Origin of the sequence: Pseudoxanthomonas dokdonensis (assembly GCF_001431405.1) — a bacterium.
Lineage (GTDB): Bacteria > Pseudomonadota > Gammaproteobacteria > Xanthomonadales > Xanthomonadaceae > Pseudoxanthomonas_A > Pseudoxanthomonas_A dokdonensis.
Genome location: NZ_LDJL01000011.1, coordinates 256,011 through 271,354 on the forward strand (window position 1 = coordinate 256,011; position 15,344 = coordinate 271,354).

At 64.6% G+C, this 15,344-nt stretch carries 8 protein-coding genes; 4 read left to right on the forward strand and 4 right to left on the reverse strand.

What is annotated here, in order from left to right:
- Positions 1-2: 2 nt before the first annotated feature.
- Positions 3-1,880, forward strand: a complete 1,878-nt coding sequence (gene asnB, locus ABB29_RS10875; RefSeq protein WP_057658917.1) for an asparagine synthase (glutamine-hydrolyzing) — start codon at positions 3-5, stop codon at positions 1,878-1,880.
- Positions 1,881-1,882: 2 nt separating this feature from the next.
- The gene (locus tag ABB29_RS10880; RefSeq protein ID WP_057658920.1) at positions 1,883-3,214 is read left to right on the forward strand and encodes an O-antigen ligase family protein; all 1,332 of its coding nucleotides are present in this window, start codon (positions 1,883-1,885) and stop codon (positions 3,212-3,214) included.
- Between the two features lie 77 nt (positions 3,215-3,291).
- Here ABB29_RS10880 and ABB29_RS10885 read toward each other — a convergent pair whose 3' ends face one another.
- The 3 genes from ABB29_RS10885 to ABB29_RS10895 all read right to left on the reverse strand — a co-directional run bounded on the left by ABB29_RS10885 (position 3,292) and on the right by ABB29_RS10895 (position 9,654).
- Positions 3,292-4,050 carry a YdcF family protein gene (locus ABB29_RS10885; RefSeq protein ID WP_057658922.1) on the reverse strand — a complete coding sequence of 253 codons (759 nt, stop codon included), beginning with the start codon at positions 4,048-4,050 and terminating at the stop codon, positions 3,292-3,294.
- A gap of 1 nt (position 4,051) precedes the next feature.
- Positions 4,052-5,584: a lipopolysaccharide biosynthesis protein gene (locus ABB29_RS10890; protein WP_170185868.1), complete on the reverse strand. Its 1,533-nt coding sequence runs from the start codon at positions 5,582-5,584 to the stop codon at positions 4,052-4,054.
- A 134-nt stretch (positions 5,585-5,718) separates the two neighbouring features.
- A complete protein-coding gene (locus tag ABB29_RS10895) occupies positions 5,719-9,654 on the reverse strand; it encodes a non-ribosomal peptide synthetase (protein WP_057658927.1) in 3,936 nt (1,311 codons plus the stop codon).
- Between the two features lie 315 nt (positions 9,655-9,969).
- On the opposite strand from ABB29_RS10895, the gene ABB29_RS10900 reads away from it, so the two are divergent.
- Positions 9,970-11,757, forward strand: coding sequence for a hypothetical protein (locus tag ABB29_RS10900; RefSeq protein ID WP_057658928.1), 1,788 nt, complete (start codon positions 9,970-9,972; stop codon positions 11,755-11,757).
- A gap of 432 nt (positions 11,758-12,189) precedes the next feature.
- Positions 12,190-13,587, forward strand: a complete 1,398-nt coding sequence (locus ABB29_RS10905; RefSeq protein ID WP_057658929.1) for a hypothetical protein — start codon at positions 12,190-12,192, stop codon at positions 13,585-13,587.
- 77 nt (positions 13,588-13,664) lie between these two features.
- Here the strand turns inward: ABB29_RS10905 and ABB29_RS10910 are convergent, their stop codons facing one another.
- Positions 13,665-15,341 carry a glucosamine inositolphosphorylceramide transferase family protein gene (locus tag ABB29_RS10910; protein WP_057658931.1) on the reverse strand — a complete coding sequence of 559 codons (1,677 nt, stop codon included), beginning with the start codon at positions 15,339-15,341 and terminating at the stop codon, positions 13,665-13,667.
- Between the last annotated feature and the right edge of the window lie 3 nt (positions 15,342-15,344).

Sequence of the window (15,344 nt, forward strand, 5' to 3'; positions counted from 1 at the left end):
CGATGTGTGGAATCGCCGGCCTGGTCATGGCCCCCGGACAACCCGCACCATCGGCCGAGCTGGGCCAGCGGATGAACGATGTCATCGTCCACCGTGGCCCCGATGATGGCGGCCTGCATGTCGATGAACGGGCGCTGCTGGGCATGCGCCGGCTGTCGATCATCGATGTCGCCGGCGGCCATCAGCCGCTGTATGCGGCCGATGACAAGGTCGTGCTGGTCTTCAACGGCGAGATCTACAACTTCCGCGAGCTGCGCGCCGGGCTTGAAAAGGACGGCTATCGGTTCCGCACCCACAGCGACACCGAGGTCATCCTGCAGGCGTACCTGCGCGATGGCGTCGACGCCTTCGCGCAGCTCGACGGTATGTTCGCCGTCGCCATCTGGGACCGCCGCAGCGAGGAGCTGATCCTGGCTCGGGATCGCTTCGGCGAGAAACCGCTGTACTACACCGCCAACGGGCAACGGCTGCTGTTCGGGTCCGAGTTGAAGTCATTGCTGCAATCGGCCGATTGCCCGCGCGAGGTCGACAGCGAAGCGCTGCGGGCGTACCTGGCCTTCGGCTATATCCCGACCCCGATGAGTGCCTTCCAGGGCGTGCACAAACTGCCGCCCGCGCATTACCTGCGCTATCGCGGCCAGGCACCCAGCCTGCACCGCTACTGGCAACCCGCACTGACCCCGAAAACCCGTTTGAACGAAGCCGATGCCGCGCAGCGACTGCAGCAGCTGCTGGATGAAGCGGTCGCCAGCCGCCTGGTTTCCGACGTCCCGTTTGGTGCCTTCCTCAGCGGCGGCCTCGATTCCAGCACTGTCGTGGCACTGATGGCGCGGCATCTGTCGCAGCCGGTCAAGACCTTCACGATAGGCTTCAAGGAAGCCGCCTACAGCGAGCTGGACGACGCACGCCGGGTAGCCCGGCATCTGGGTACCGAGCACCACGAGCTGATTGTCGAACCCGACGCGGTCGCCCTGCTGCAGAAACTGGTCTGGCATTTCGACGAGCCGTTCGCCGACTCCTCGGCGGTGCCGACGTTCCTGGTTTCCGAACTGGCCAGCCAGCACGTCAAGATGGTGTTGACCGGCGATGGTGGCGACGAACTGTTCGCCGGCTATGACCGCTATCTGCGCCTGCTCAAGCTGGAAAGCCTGGGCGCGCTGCGTGCACCGGCAGCCAGCATGATGCGACTGGCCGGTGGTGCCCTGCCCAACCCGCTGGGCGAGCGCCTGGCCCGGGTCGGCGAACGCCTGCGGATGCCGTTCGAATCCCGCTACCTCAGCGGGGTCGCGGTCATGCGCGCCGACACCGCCCATCGGCTGCGGGCGCAGGCCGGTGGTGCCGGACATTTCGACCTGCCGGCATTGCGGGCCACCGGCAGTGATCTGGGCGCCGGTGATTCGGCACTGGATCGCGCGGTGGCGATCGATCTGCAGAGCTATCTGCCCGATGACATCCTGGTCAAGCTGGATCGGATGGCAATGGCGGCGTCGCTCGAGGGTCGCTCGCCGTTCCTGCACAAGGGCCTGGCCGAGTTCGCATTGAGCCTGCCGGAGTCATACCGGGTCCGCGATGGCCGCGGCAAGCACCTGTTGCGCGAGGTCGCCGGGCAATGGCTGCCACCGCGTGCGGTCAGCAAGCCCAAACAGGGCTTCGCGATTCCGCTGGCCGACTGGTTGCGTGGACCGCTACGGCAGATGGCGGCCGATACCTTCGCCAGCCGCGCATTCCGCGAGCGGGGGCTGGTCGATGCGCAGGCCGCCGCGACGCTGCTTGATGAGCATCTGCACGCGGGCATCGACCGCAGTGAGGCGCTGTGGCAACTGCTGTGCCTGGAACTATGGGCCAATCGCTTCCTCACGCCACTGGCACGGGCGGCCTGACCATGTGGATGCGTTTGCTGCTGGCGGTGCCGATCCTGTTCATGACCAATGCGGTGCATTTGTCATTCGAGACCGGCCTGCCCGGCCTCAACATCGCCAACATCCTGTTCGGGCTGGTGCTGGTCTGCGTGCTGGCTGGCGGCAAGAAGTACAAGCCACTCGAGGGTCGCGGCGCCATCACCATCGCCTTGCTGCTGTTGTTCGCGGCGCTGACGTTCGGCTTCCTGGTGGCGCAGCTGTCGATGCCGATCGATTTGATGGACGACATCACCTACCTGAAGAACCTGATCTTCTACCCACTGCTGTATTTCCTCTATCGCCGCTGCGGCCAGGACCTTAAAGGCACCCGCCAGTTGATTATCTTCGTCATGATCGTGGCCGCGGTTGCCGGCATCGAAGCAGTCCGCGAAGGCCTGGATTACGGTTTTGGCGCTTATAGCGAGACCCGCCGTGCAGCCGGTCCGTTCGGCGTCGATTACAGCTCAGCCAATCGCGCCGGCGTTTTCTATGCGATGTTCCTGCCGATGTTCGCGGCGATGGCGCTGTTCTTCCGCAAACAGCCAATGTGGCGGCTAGGCGCATTGGCCGGCTGTGCGATCCTGGCGGTGGCGATCATGGCCACTTACTCGCGGCAGTCCTACCTGATTGCGCTGGTGGGCGTGGCGTTGCTGCTGGTGCGTCGCAACGTGGTGCTGGCGATGATCATCGGGCTGTTGATGATTCCGGCGATTGGCCTGTTGCCGGAAAGCGTGACCGAGCGCGTGGCCGAAACCGAGCAGCAGGATGCGGTCGGTGGTGAAAAGCTGGACGTCAGTACCGCCAGCCGCTTCGAGATATGGGGCGGCGCGGTGCAGATGTGGCAGGAGCATCCACTGGGCGTCGGGCTCAACCGGTTCAAGCGCCATATCGGTGACTATGTGCCGGCCTACGCCGGTTACGACGCACACAGCATCTATTTCCTGCTGCTGGCCGAAACCAGTCTGTTCGGCATCGGCGCATTGCTGTACCTGTTCTGGCGATGTCTGCGCATGGGTGTTGGCTTCGTGCGCGCGGTGCCGGCCGATGACCACGAAGCCAAGGCGCTGTCGCTGGGATTCGTGCTGATGGTGATCGCCACCGGTCTGGGCAACGTCTACGGCAGCCCGTTCTTCGAAGGCAACGTGATGTCCAACTTCTGGATTCTGTGCGGACTGATGGAGCATTACATCGCGCTCAAGAAGCGCGGTGCGCAGGCTGTCGAACCGGTGCCGGCCATGGCTCATGCACAGCGTATCGCGCAGCGATTCCCGCTGGCGGCCAGAATCGCACCGGGGCGCTACACCCGCCCTGATTGAAGACCGGTGCCACCCATGCCCGGGTCATGGCGCCAAAGATGGGAAAACACGCGCAGGCCCTCCGCGCCGCTGTCCGCTCAGGACGGCCAGCCCAGCAACGCACGCAGCCGGTAGTACAGCATGCCGACCAGCTCGTGGATCGATGCCTCGCTTTTTGCCAGCGCGCTGGCCTGCGGTATCAGGTAGCCAGGCAGCTCGAAGGGCTGCTGGCGGTAATCAGCCTGCAGTGGACACACCTGGAAGCCGGCGTGGCGCATCGCGAATACCGCGCGCGGCATGTGCATTGCCGAGGTCACCAGTACGACGTTCCGCGGCGGCGGTGCCTGCATCGCTGCCAGGTTGCGCGCGTTGCCCCAGGTGCTGCGCGAGCGCGGTTCCTCGCTGATCGCCGATTCCGGCACGCCCATCCCTTGCAGGTACAACGAAATCAAGCGGCTTTCCGGCGCATAGCCCGCCACCGGAGTACCTCCAGCCACCCACAGGCGTCGGCCCGGCACCTGCCGCCACCACTGCGCCGCGCGTTCGGCCCGGCGTCGGCTGGCAATGCTGAGTGCGGCAACGTCGGTAGCGTCGACCGGCAACTGATCGGTGCCGCCGCCCAGCAGCACGCCATCACGCATCTGGTCCGGATGGCAATCGGGCGCCGAGTACTGGTTTTCCAGCATGGCCAGCAAGGTGTTGGCCAGCAACGGTGTCATCGCCAGCACCGAGGTCATCAGCAGGGCCACGGCCGAGCGCACCAGCCAGGGCCGTTGTTGCCTCTGCCGGCGCTGCCAGCTCCAGCCCAGCAACAACAGGCAGCACAGCATCCAGCTCAATGGCGACAACAACCACATGTCAGTTGCCCCTGTTGCCGGTCGCGAAACGATTGAGCAAAGGCACCATCCCGCGCACCCGCGGGTCCAGCAGCAACACCGGCAACACGTACAGCAGCAGCCACAGGCCACCGGCCACGAACAGGCGCGCCCAATGGTTGTGCAATCCGAACAGGCCGCTGCCGGCCACCACCAGCACGAACGCGCCCGCCGAGACCAACGCCAGCGTCAACGCCCGGCGGTCCAGCCAGGCCCGCAGATCCCGTGGACACAGCAGGTATGCAGTCACCGCCAGTGCCGCATAGCTGGCCACCGTGGCATACACCGCGCCCATCATGCCCACGGTCGGAATCAGCCACAGGTTGAGCAGGATGTTGGATGCCGCCGCCGCCAGGGTGATGGCCAGCACCGTCATCGAGCGTTTGTGCAGCAGCAGGCCATAGCCGGCGATATCCAGCAGTGGATACAGCGCGTACATGCAGCCGATCCACGCAAACACCGGGCCAGAGGCGGCCTTGTCGGCACCACTGATCGCCTGCAGTGCATCGCTGCCGACACAGGCAATGGCCGCACCGATGCCGATCGAAGCGTAGGTCATCGGCAGCAGCACCTTGGCCTTGAGCTGGCGCACGCCCGGGGCGCCGTCAGACTCGTACTTGCCGTTGGCCACCGGCACGAACGATTCCGACAATGCGGCATGCATCAGCATGCTGACCTGCAGCGCCAGCGAGTAGCCGATGGTGTAGATGCCGACCACCGCGAAATCGTCGAGCATGCCTTTCAGCATCAGCCGGTCGATCGAGATCAGCAACACCGTGGCTATCTCGTTGATCACCAGCGGCATGCCGTAGCGCACCGCGGCGCTGAACTGCGAAACATCCAGCGATTCGCGGTTGAACACCAGGTGCTTGCGGATCCAGTACACATAGAAGCTGATGACCAGCAGCGCGGCGACGATTTTGCCGCCATAGGCGGCCAGCGCGCTGCGTTCCAGCAGCAGCACCGCGCCGAGCATGGTCACCAGCTCCAGCCAGCGCCAGGACACGCGGGTAATGGTCAGCACGCCGGAATGCTCGCCCGCGCGCAGCACCATCTGCACCAGGCTGACGAACACCAGCAGCGGGATCGATGCCAGCGCCAGCCACAGCACCGGCGAGAACCGGGCACCGCCGAAGTAGTCCACGCATACCAGCACCAGCATCGCCGCCGACCACAATGCGACGGAGACCAGCAGCGGCAACAGGAACAGGTTGGTGGCGAAGCGCGCCATCCGATCGGAATCGGCGCCCGCATAGGGATAGAAGCGGATGATGGCGTGTTGCGCGCCGAGCTTGGCGACCGCCACCGCGATCATCAGCCAGGTCTCGTAGTAACCGAGGATGCCGTACTGGGTGTTGTCCAGCAGCCGGGTCAGCGCCGGGAACGAGATCAGCCCGGCCAGCATCACCAGGATGCTGCCGCCCGAATAGCGCAGGAAATGGGTGCCTATCCCCGCCTTGCTGGCTGGCAATGGCGCATTGGCCCCGGCGCCAGGCTTGTCCGCGGACGGATCCATCGTCACCTCAGCGCTGTCGTTCATGGGCTGGCCAATAGCAGGGCTGATGCAGCGGGGCAAGGCGACGGGCATCGCGGGAGTGAGCGGCAAAATCTTCGCATTGCCAATTCAACGGCAATTGCGCCTGGCTCAGGTCAACGCGGGTCCGCCCCCTGTGCAACCGACAGGCTTTGCTCCAGCTGCGCGGCCAACGCGACGGCCAGCGCTGGCTGGTCGATGAAGTCGTCGTGCTTGCCGGGCAATTCGATGATCCGCAGTGACGGCCCCAGCCATCGCTGCCAGCCCATGCTCGGTTCTTCGTCCTTGCCGATGCGGGTCCGGAACAGGATGGCGGGCACCTGCAACGGCGCCGCCACGTAGCCGGCCAGGGCATCGAAGTTGCCGCGCTCGACCAGCCGGATCCGCGCCGCCTGCGGCATCGGCCCCGGGGCCGACACCAAGGCCTGGCGCAGGCGCCAGGCCGGCAATGTCCAGAAGCGCACGCGCAGGCGCTGCCACAGGGTCCGCGATTGCCGGGCATCGAGCTGGCGCAACCAGTGCCAGCTCCGCCGCAGGCGCACCCGCAACAACGGCTGGCGGCCGTCGGCGCGTGGCCCATAGGTATCCAGCATCGCCAGCAGGGCGACCTGGCGTCCATGTCGCTGCAGCATCCGCGCCACTTCCAGCGCCAGCACCCCGCCCATCGATCCGCCGCCGAGCAGGAAGGGACCATGCGGCCAGGCCTGCAACAACTCCTGTCCATAGGTCCAGGCCATCGCATCGATGCTCCGCAATGGCTCGCGGCTGCCATCCAGACCGCACGACTGCACGCCGTACACGGTCTGGGTTGGCGGCAACGCCTGCAGCAGCGGCAGATAGTTCAATACATTGCCACCTACCGCATGGAACAGGAACAGCGGTGGCCGGCTGTCATCGCCCTGCCGCAACACCACCAGCGAGCGCCAGCCATCAACCGCGGCCTGTGACGTCCCCGCCCGTTCGGCATCGGTCAGCATGCCATCGATGACCGCGCCGAGACTGGCGATCGTCGGATGCTCGATCAGGATCGCCAGCGGCAGATCAACGCCGAGTTGCTGCTGCAATTCGGTGAACATCCGCACCGCCAGCAACGAGTGGCCGCCCAGCTCGAAGAAATCGTGGGTGATGCCGACTTCCGGACGTTGCAGCAGTCGGCTCCACTGTTGCTGCAGCAGGGCTTCGGTCGGCGAACGCGGCACCAGCCGGCGAGCGGGCAACAGCTCCTCGTCCAGCGTTGGCGCGGGCAGCGAGCGGCGGTCGATCTTGCCGTTCGGGGTCTTGGGCAGGCTGTGCGAAACCATCACGTAGTGGGGTCGCATGTAGGCTGGCAGCGCAATCCGCAAGCGCTCACGCAGCGATGCGGTCAGCTCGGCCGGCGCCGCGCTGCTGGCCACGTGCAGCACCAGCACCTGATCACCGCCGGGCAGTGACTGGCACACGGCCACGCATTCGCTGACCTCAGGCTCGGCCGCGGCCACGGCTTCGATGTCGCCCGGCTCGATGCGATACCCGCGCAACTTGATCTGCTGATCGGCGCGACCGTGGAAATGGAGTTGCCCGGCCTGGATGCGGCCGAGATCGCCGGTGCGGTACATGCGGCTGCCATCGTCGGCGAACGGATCGGGGACGAAGCGCTCGGCGCTCAGGTCGGGCTGGTGCAGGTAGCCATCGGCAACGCCGTCACCGCCGATCCAGATTTCGCCGAGGGCGTGTGGAAACGCGGGTTGCCGCTGCTCGTCCAGCAGATAGAAAGCGGTGCGCGCGATCGGCTGCCCCAGCGGTACCGACGGCATCGCCGCAGTCATCCGCTGCACACTCGACCAGACCGTGGTTTCGGTTGGTCCATACATGTTCCACAGCTCGCGGCAGTGTGGCAGCAAGCCCATCGCCAACGGCAGCGGCAGCGCTTCGCCGCCCAGCAGCAGGCGCAGCGGCTGCAGCACCTCGACGCGCCCGACTTCCTGCAGCAGCGCGATCAATGAGGGCGTGGTCTGCAACAGCGTGCACCGCTGCTCTTCAATCAGGGTGCACAGCGCCTGCGGATCACGATGCTGATCGTCATCGGCAATCACCACGCAACCGCCACACAACAGCGGCAGATACAGCTCCAGCGCGGCGATGTCGAACGACAGCGTGGTCGCCGCGCAGATGATGTCATCCGCGCCGAAGCCTGGACGCTCACGCATCGCACAGAGGAAATTGACCAGGTTGCGCTGCAGTATGCACACGCCCTTGGGATCGCCGGTGGAGCCGGAGGTGTACAACACGTACGCCAGTTGCTCCGGTCCCACCGCCGGCAGCGCTGTCGCCGGCGCGGGCGCGGTCAATTCGGAAAGCTGCAGGATCCGGCGGTCCTGCAGCAACGATGCCGGCAGTTGCCCGGGGTGCTCGACCACGACATGCCCGGTGCCGGAGTGCTCGGCCATCCGCTGCAGGCGTTGTTCGGGAAACGACAGATCCAGCGGCAGGTAAGCCATGCCGGCACGCATGATGCCCAGCGTGACCGCCAGCATGTCGACACTGCGCGGCAAGGCCACCGCGACCAGGGCGCCCGGCCCCAGGCCGGCGGCCAGCAGGTTGTGCGCGATGGCGCTGCTGCGCTGCTCGAGTTGCTGATAGCTCAACGATTGCCCACGGCAATGGACCGCCCGTCGTGAGCCATTCGCGGCGAATACAGGCTCCAGCAATGCCGGCAATGAAGGTGCCTCGGCGCCAGCAGCGGCGGCCGGGTTGACCAGGCTGAAGCTGCGGGCGTCGTCCTGCGCCGGAATCCGCAGTGAACCCACTGCATCCTGGCCACCGGTCGCCAGCAGCGCGATGATGTCCAGGTAAGCCTGGGCCCAGTCGGCGATGCTGTCTGCATCGAACAGGGCGGTCTGGTACTGCACGTCCAGCAGCACTTCGCCGGGCATTTCCCGCCAGTAGAAACCCAGCTCCCAGGCCGAGGCCGGTCTTGGCGGTACATCGGCGTGCACTTTGATGCCATCCAGCGCCACCCGTTGTGCCGACGGAGCCAGCGTCACCACATGCTCCACCAGCAGCATCCGCCCGGGCTCGCGTGGCAGCTGCAACGACTCGACGATACGGCCGAGCGAAACATCCTGGTGCTCGCCCGCCTCGGCCATTGCCTGTTGCACCTGGCGGGCCAGCGACAACAACGACTGTTCCGGCTCGACCCGCACCCGGATCGGCAGGGTGTTGCCGGTATCGCCGACCATGCGCGCCCCGCCGCCCTGTACCGCGCCGACGAACGGCACGCCGCAGACCAGATCGGTCTGTCCGGTCAGGCGATGCATCAGCGCGAAATAACCCGCCATCAACATGCAGATCCGCGACACGCCGTGTTCGCGGCCAGCGTGACGCAGCGAGCGCCACATGTCAGCGCTCAGCCGATGGATAGAGCGCTGCGAGGCAAATGCAATCCTCGGCCCGCGCGGGTGATCGGTCGGCAGCCGCAGCGGCTCGGGCAGCTCGCGGTACTGGCCCAGCCAGTACTCCAGGCTGCGCTGTCCTTCGGCGCCGCGTCGGCGCTGGTTTTCACGATGGACGTAGGCGGCCCACGAGTCGGCGGGCGGCAGTCTGGCCGGTACCCCGCGACGATGCGCGTTGTAGAGCGCGGCCGCCTCCTGGACGATGACCCGCACCGACCAGCCATCGACGACGAGATGGTGCATGACCCCGTACAGGCAGTGATGGTCAGGACCCAACCTGCACAGCGACAGCCGGATCAACGGCGGCACGGTGGGATCAAACGGCACCGCCGCCAGCTCGAAGCAGGCCTGCCGGTACTCATGCCAGGGATCGGCGAGCTGACTGAAATCCAGATGCCGCAACGGCAGGCGTCCGGGCGGCGAATGAATCTGGGTGCTGCCGTCGGCATCGAAATGCACCGCAAGCGCCTCGTGACGCAGCGCAACCGCATCCAATGCTTCCTGCAGCGCGGCGACGTCCAGATCACCGCGCAGTTCCAGTTCAAACGTCTCGGTGAACGCCAGCGCCGCTTCGCGACTGAAGCGGGCGCCCAGCCATTTTTCCGCCTGGGCATCGGTCAAAGGCCATCGCTGTCCAGCTTGCTGCTCCCTGCGGTCAGCGGCCATCGCTGACATATCCGAGTGCTTGGCCAAATGACAGTCCCCTGAATTGCGCCTTGTGTCACATTTTATAACAAATGATGGACCGCATTGATGGGATCGGGCGGCAAGACGCCTTAACTTCTCGCAGACTGAGGTGAATTGCCAATGAATTCAACCGTGAAAAGCGTGTGAATACTGCCCAACAGGGATTCTGCCGGCTGCAACGTCATATAGACTGCAGACCGGACAGGGGGTCCCGAACTTTTTTACCAACGGCCAACAGGAGCCGTTTGCATGCCCATTGACGCCAATTTTTTCCCCCGTTCGCTGGCCACGGCCATCGCAGGCCTGATGTGCGCCGCCGGCATGTCGCTGGCCTTCCCCGCCAACGCCCAGTCCCTCGGCGTCTGCAACAGCTTCTATCCCGCCAATTTCGCCCTCACTCAGGGCAAAGTCAATCCGGCCACCTCCACCCCGGCCAAGCCCGCCAAAGGTGTGCTGATGAAGGAGCCGAGTTTCGGCACCTGCCTGGTCCGGGCGACCGCCCATGGCAGCGAGCCGCCGACCACCTTTGCCCGCAACGACTATTCGCGGCGCCAGGCGTTCAACGCCAACAGCACGTATTTCATCGTCTACTCCGCCGATGGCTGGTGGCATCTGTACGACGCAAACACCCTGAAGTACCTGCGCAAACTGTCGCCCAAGGTCGCCAACGAGTCGGTCCCGGCCGAGTTCCACATGGCTGGCGACGCCGAGCCGCAATGGGATACGACCAATCCCAACATCCTGTACTACGTGCCCAACAATGGCGGCACCAAACTGCTGAAGCTGGACGTGCGCACCAACAGCTATTCGATTGCCGCTGATTTCAAGGGCAAGTTGCCGGCCTGGGGCAACAGCGCCGCCCACATCTGGACCAAGTCCGAAGGCTCGCCTTCGGCGGATTCACGCTACTGGGGCTTCCAGGTCGAGAACAGCAGTTTCGGCCTGCTCGGCTACATGGTCTGGGACCTGCAGAACAACCGCCTGGTCGGCAGCCGCCAGGACAGCCAGCGTCCGGACCACTCAAGCATGTCAGCCGCTGGTCGCTGGTTCGTGACCTCGTCCGATGACACCGGCACCTGGGCCTGGTCGCCGGACTTCAGCAAGAAGAAGAAGCTGCACAACAAGAGCGAGCATTCGGACCTGGCGCTGGGCCCGAACGGCGAGGATTATTACGTCTCGGTGGATTATCAAAGCCAGAATGGCGATGTCTTCTACACCAATATCGACACCTGCCCCGCGGTCGCCGCAAGCGCAACGACCGCACCGGTTTGCCCGCGCACGGTATTGTTTCCCAGCTACGACAATGGTGCCGCCACGGCGATGCATTTCTCCGGCAAGGGTTTCAACAAACCCGGCTGGATGGTGTGGAGCACCTATGGCACGACTGCCAATCGGTCCGGCGTGTGGCCGTGGTTCACCAACAAGATCTACGTGGTAGAGCTGAAGGCCAACCCACGGGTTTACGCGTTGGCCTACACCCGGCGCAACGAATCCGCCGGTGGCTACTGGTCGGAACCGCATGCATCGGTCAATCGTGATTTCACCCGGATTGCCTTCAACAGCAACTGGGGCGTCAACGATGCCGAGGACATCGACACGTACCAGATACAGATACCGGTCAGTGCGCTGCCCGGTGGACTGGTGACCGTGCCCGAGGGTCCCAGGCATATCACCGGCGGCAATCTGCCACCGGTGCTTGGCAGCAACAACAATAATGTGGTCAGCGCCGGCAGCCCTGCGCTGCCGCTGGTGACGCCGCCGCCAGCCACATCGGTGCCTACTGCAACTGCGGACAGTAATCAACTGCCAACCACCCCGGCATCGACGGCCATCACTTCGCAACGCCTGCCATGGTTATCGCGCACGTGGCTGCGCGGTCGCGCAGTGGCTCGTCTGTGGATTATGTCGATATTGGAACCCAGGCCATTGGCGATGAACTCACCGTCACGCGTCGCTGCATTTTCCCTGCCTGGCCTGGGTTGGATTTACCAACAACGCGCGCACCTCGACAGCAATGTCCGCGAATACGAACTCTGAACTGCATCCCGACTGCCAGGAAAAAAGCCGCCACCAGGCGGCTTTTTTTATTGCAGCGAAAAACAATTACATCACAAACACTTGTCATTCACGCCCCCAGAACAAAAGCAGGAAAGTTTTCGGGTAATTTACCCACCTGCTTGAATTCCCTGCAGCCAAGACACACCCCTGTGATTATGTTCGAGCAGATGGCCGCCGCAGCGACGCCATCTCCATAATCAGAAATCCTTTCGACCACCCTGCCGGCCCACCGGAGCCGTATTCCCGATGAAAACCCGATCCCGCATTATTGCTGGAACATGGATGTTCTCCCTCGCCGCGCTGGCGTCCTTCTCCCTGCCCGTTTCATCCGCCAGTGCCCAAGCGCTTGGCGTGTGTAATTCCTTCTATCCCGCGGGATACCTGGCAAGCGAAGGAAAATCCACCGCCGGAATGCCTGCATTGGCGAAACCGGCCAAAGGCAGGATTCTGAAAGAACCCAGCTTCGGCACCTGTCTGGTCAGGGCCACCGCGCATGACAGCGAACCGCCCACGACGTTTGCCCGCAACGACTACTCGCGACGGCAGGCGTTCAATGCCGACAACAGCTATTTCATCGTCTATGCCTACGACGGCTGGTGGCATCTGTACGACGCCAATACCTTGAAGTACCTGCGCAAACTGTCGCCCAAGGTCGCTGATCCGTCGGTATCGTCGGAATTCCACCTGGCTGCCGATGCGGAGCCGCAATGGGACGCAACCAATCCCAACATCCTGTACTACGTGCCGACCAACGGTGGCACCAAACTGCTGAAGCTGGACGTGCGCAACAACAGCTATTCGATTGCCGCCGATTTCAGGGGCAAGCTGCCGGCCTGGGGCAACAGCGCTGCGCACATCTGGACCAAGTCCGAAGGCTCGCCATCGGCGGATTCGCGTTACTGGGGCTTCCAGGTCGAGAACAGCAGTTTCGGCCTGCTCGGCTACATGGTCTGGGACCTGCAGAACAACCGCCTGGTCGGCAGTCGCCAGGACAACCGACGTCCGGATCACTCCAGCATGTCAGCCGCCGGTCGCTGGTTCGTGACCTCGTCCGATGACACCGGCACCTGGGCCTGGTCGCCGGACTTCAGCAAGAAGAAGAAGCTGCACAACAAGAGCGAGCATTCGGATCTGGCCTTGGGCCCGAACGGCGAGGATTACTACGTCTCGGTGGACTACCAGAGCAATGCCGGCGATGTGTTCTTTGTCGATATCGACGCCTGCCCAGCGGTCGCCGCCAGTGCCACCGATGCGCCATTGTGCCCGCGCACGGTGTTGTTCCCGAGCTACGACAATGGCTCCGCCACCGCGATGCATTTTTCCGGCAAGGGTTTCAACAAGCCCGGCTGGATGGTGTGGAGCACCTATGGCACCAGCCAGACCCGCTCGGGTACCTGGCCGTGGTTCACCAACAAGATCTACGCGGTGGAGCTGAAGGCCAATCCGCGCGTCTATCCGCTGGCCTATACCCGTCGCAACGAATCCGCGGGCGGTTACTGGGCCGAACCGCATGCGTCGGTCTCCCGCGACTTCACCCGGATTGCCTTCAACAGCAACTGGGGCGTCAACAACACCGATGATATCGACACCTACCTGCTGCATTTGCCGGCCAGTGCCTTGCCTGGTGGTAGTGGCAGCACACCGCCGCCGACCGACCCGGTCGATCCGCCGGTGGACCCGACCCCGCCGCCGCCGCTGGATCCGGATCCGGTCGACCCCGAGCCACCGGTGCAGCCGCCACCGCCGGTCACAGAGTGCGGCCGCTGGGACTTCTTCTGCATCATCCGTCGCGGCGGTTGGTGGCCCTGAGCGGGGCCACGCCGTGATTCACCGCAAGCAGCAGTCGTGGTCCCCTTACCGAGGACCACGGCTTTTTTCTGCACGCGTCAGTGCGCTGGTGGAACCCCATGCGCGTCAACCACTTCGAAATCACCGTCGACGTTATAGGTGTGGCAGCCATCCAGATCCGGCAACATGTCCGCCGCCAGCGTGCCGACCGGATGCTCGGCATATTCAGTCGGGGTCAGCGTGGTGATCTGATTGAACACCACCGCGCTGCCGTAAATCGGACAACAGCACTGCGCAGGCCGGAACCAGCGCCCATCACGCTCGATGATGCCGCCGGCTGAGCGTGCGCGACGTGCATCGGCGACGATCGGATTGCACGGATGCGGCAGATACGGGCCGGCCAGATCACGGGACACGAACAGGAACAGCTCATCGGACGGGTTGGCACCGGTTTCGGACACGTTGCCGAACAGGTACCAGTAACCGTCCCGGTAATGCAGCGTAGGGTCGACGCACTCGCGGTTCTCGAGCAGATTGGCGGTCCAGCTCCAACGCAACGGGAAATCAACGCAGCGGTACAGTCTGACCTGCAGGCCTTCCGCCGATTCCACCGTCATGTACCACTCGTCCTGCCAGCGGAACACCCGCGGATAGGAAAGGTGGAACGGCTCGTCGAGAATGATGCCCAGGTGTTGCGGCCGGTTGCCTTCATCCAGTTGCAGGCAACTGATCACGCCGCGCTGAGCCGCGTCCAGGTATTGCTCGACGAACAGCAGACGTTTGCCATGATGCTGCAGTGGAAACGGATCGGCCCAGTAGTCTTTGCCTGGCGCGACCAGGGCAGCGAATCTCTGCAGGCGCGGGCGCTCCGGATCCACCGGTCGTTCGCCATCGGCGACCAGAACGAACCAAGGTTGCCGCGCACGCCGCCGTCGCCGTGGCGACTGCAGCAGCAGGACCGCGCTGCGTGCGAGCGCCCTCACTCCCTGGCCCCATCGCGGCGCGTCGACCGTCGCCGTGGGCGCAAGCCGGATGCGGGCATCCTGCGGTGTGCTGCCCCGCTGCGCTGGCGGGACCGCCAACCACTGGCGGATGCCACGCATCAACAGTGCGGGCAACTTCAGCAGTGCCGCGTCGCGATGCTGCAGCAGCGACAACGGGCGACTGGCGCCCCAGCTCTCGCTCATCAAGGTCACCTGCCCATCGGCATCTTCGCGTTGCAGCGCGATGCGGACGCTGCTGTCACCACGTAGCGAGGCAGCTAGCAGGCTTGCGCCAGCCGTCGCCGGCCGCAGCAGTTCGGCCGCCAGCGACCAGCAGCCGGCCCCCACTGCCTGGCAGTATCCCGTCTTCGCCAGCCTGCCGGTGGCGTCCAGCACCAGTTGCGGCCGGAACTCCTGCAGCATCCGTTGCAACGTCGCCATATCGGCGCACCGCTCGATATCCTGCACCTGGTCGGTCTTCAGCATCTGCATCGGTTGCCACGGCGGCATTGCCAGCAGTGGTGACAGCAACGGCATTGCAAGGCGTTCCAAAGCCAGTACCGCGCGCACATCCGACGGCAACGCAGGTTCGGGATCGATGTCCGCATCGGCGATGGCAGCGAGCGGCAACTGCACGGTCATGACCCGCAGGCGCACGCTGCCATTGGCCAGCGCGATGAACCGCAACAGCCATTGCGGAGTGGGTGATGCCAGCACCACCATCAAGGTCAACCGCGCCGCGTCGCCGATCGGCAGCGGATACAACAGCGAAGGCGCCAGCAGCGCGTGCACGGC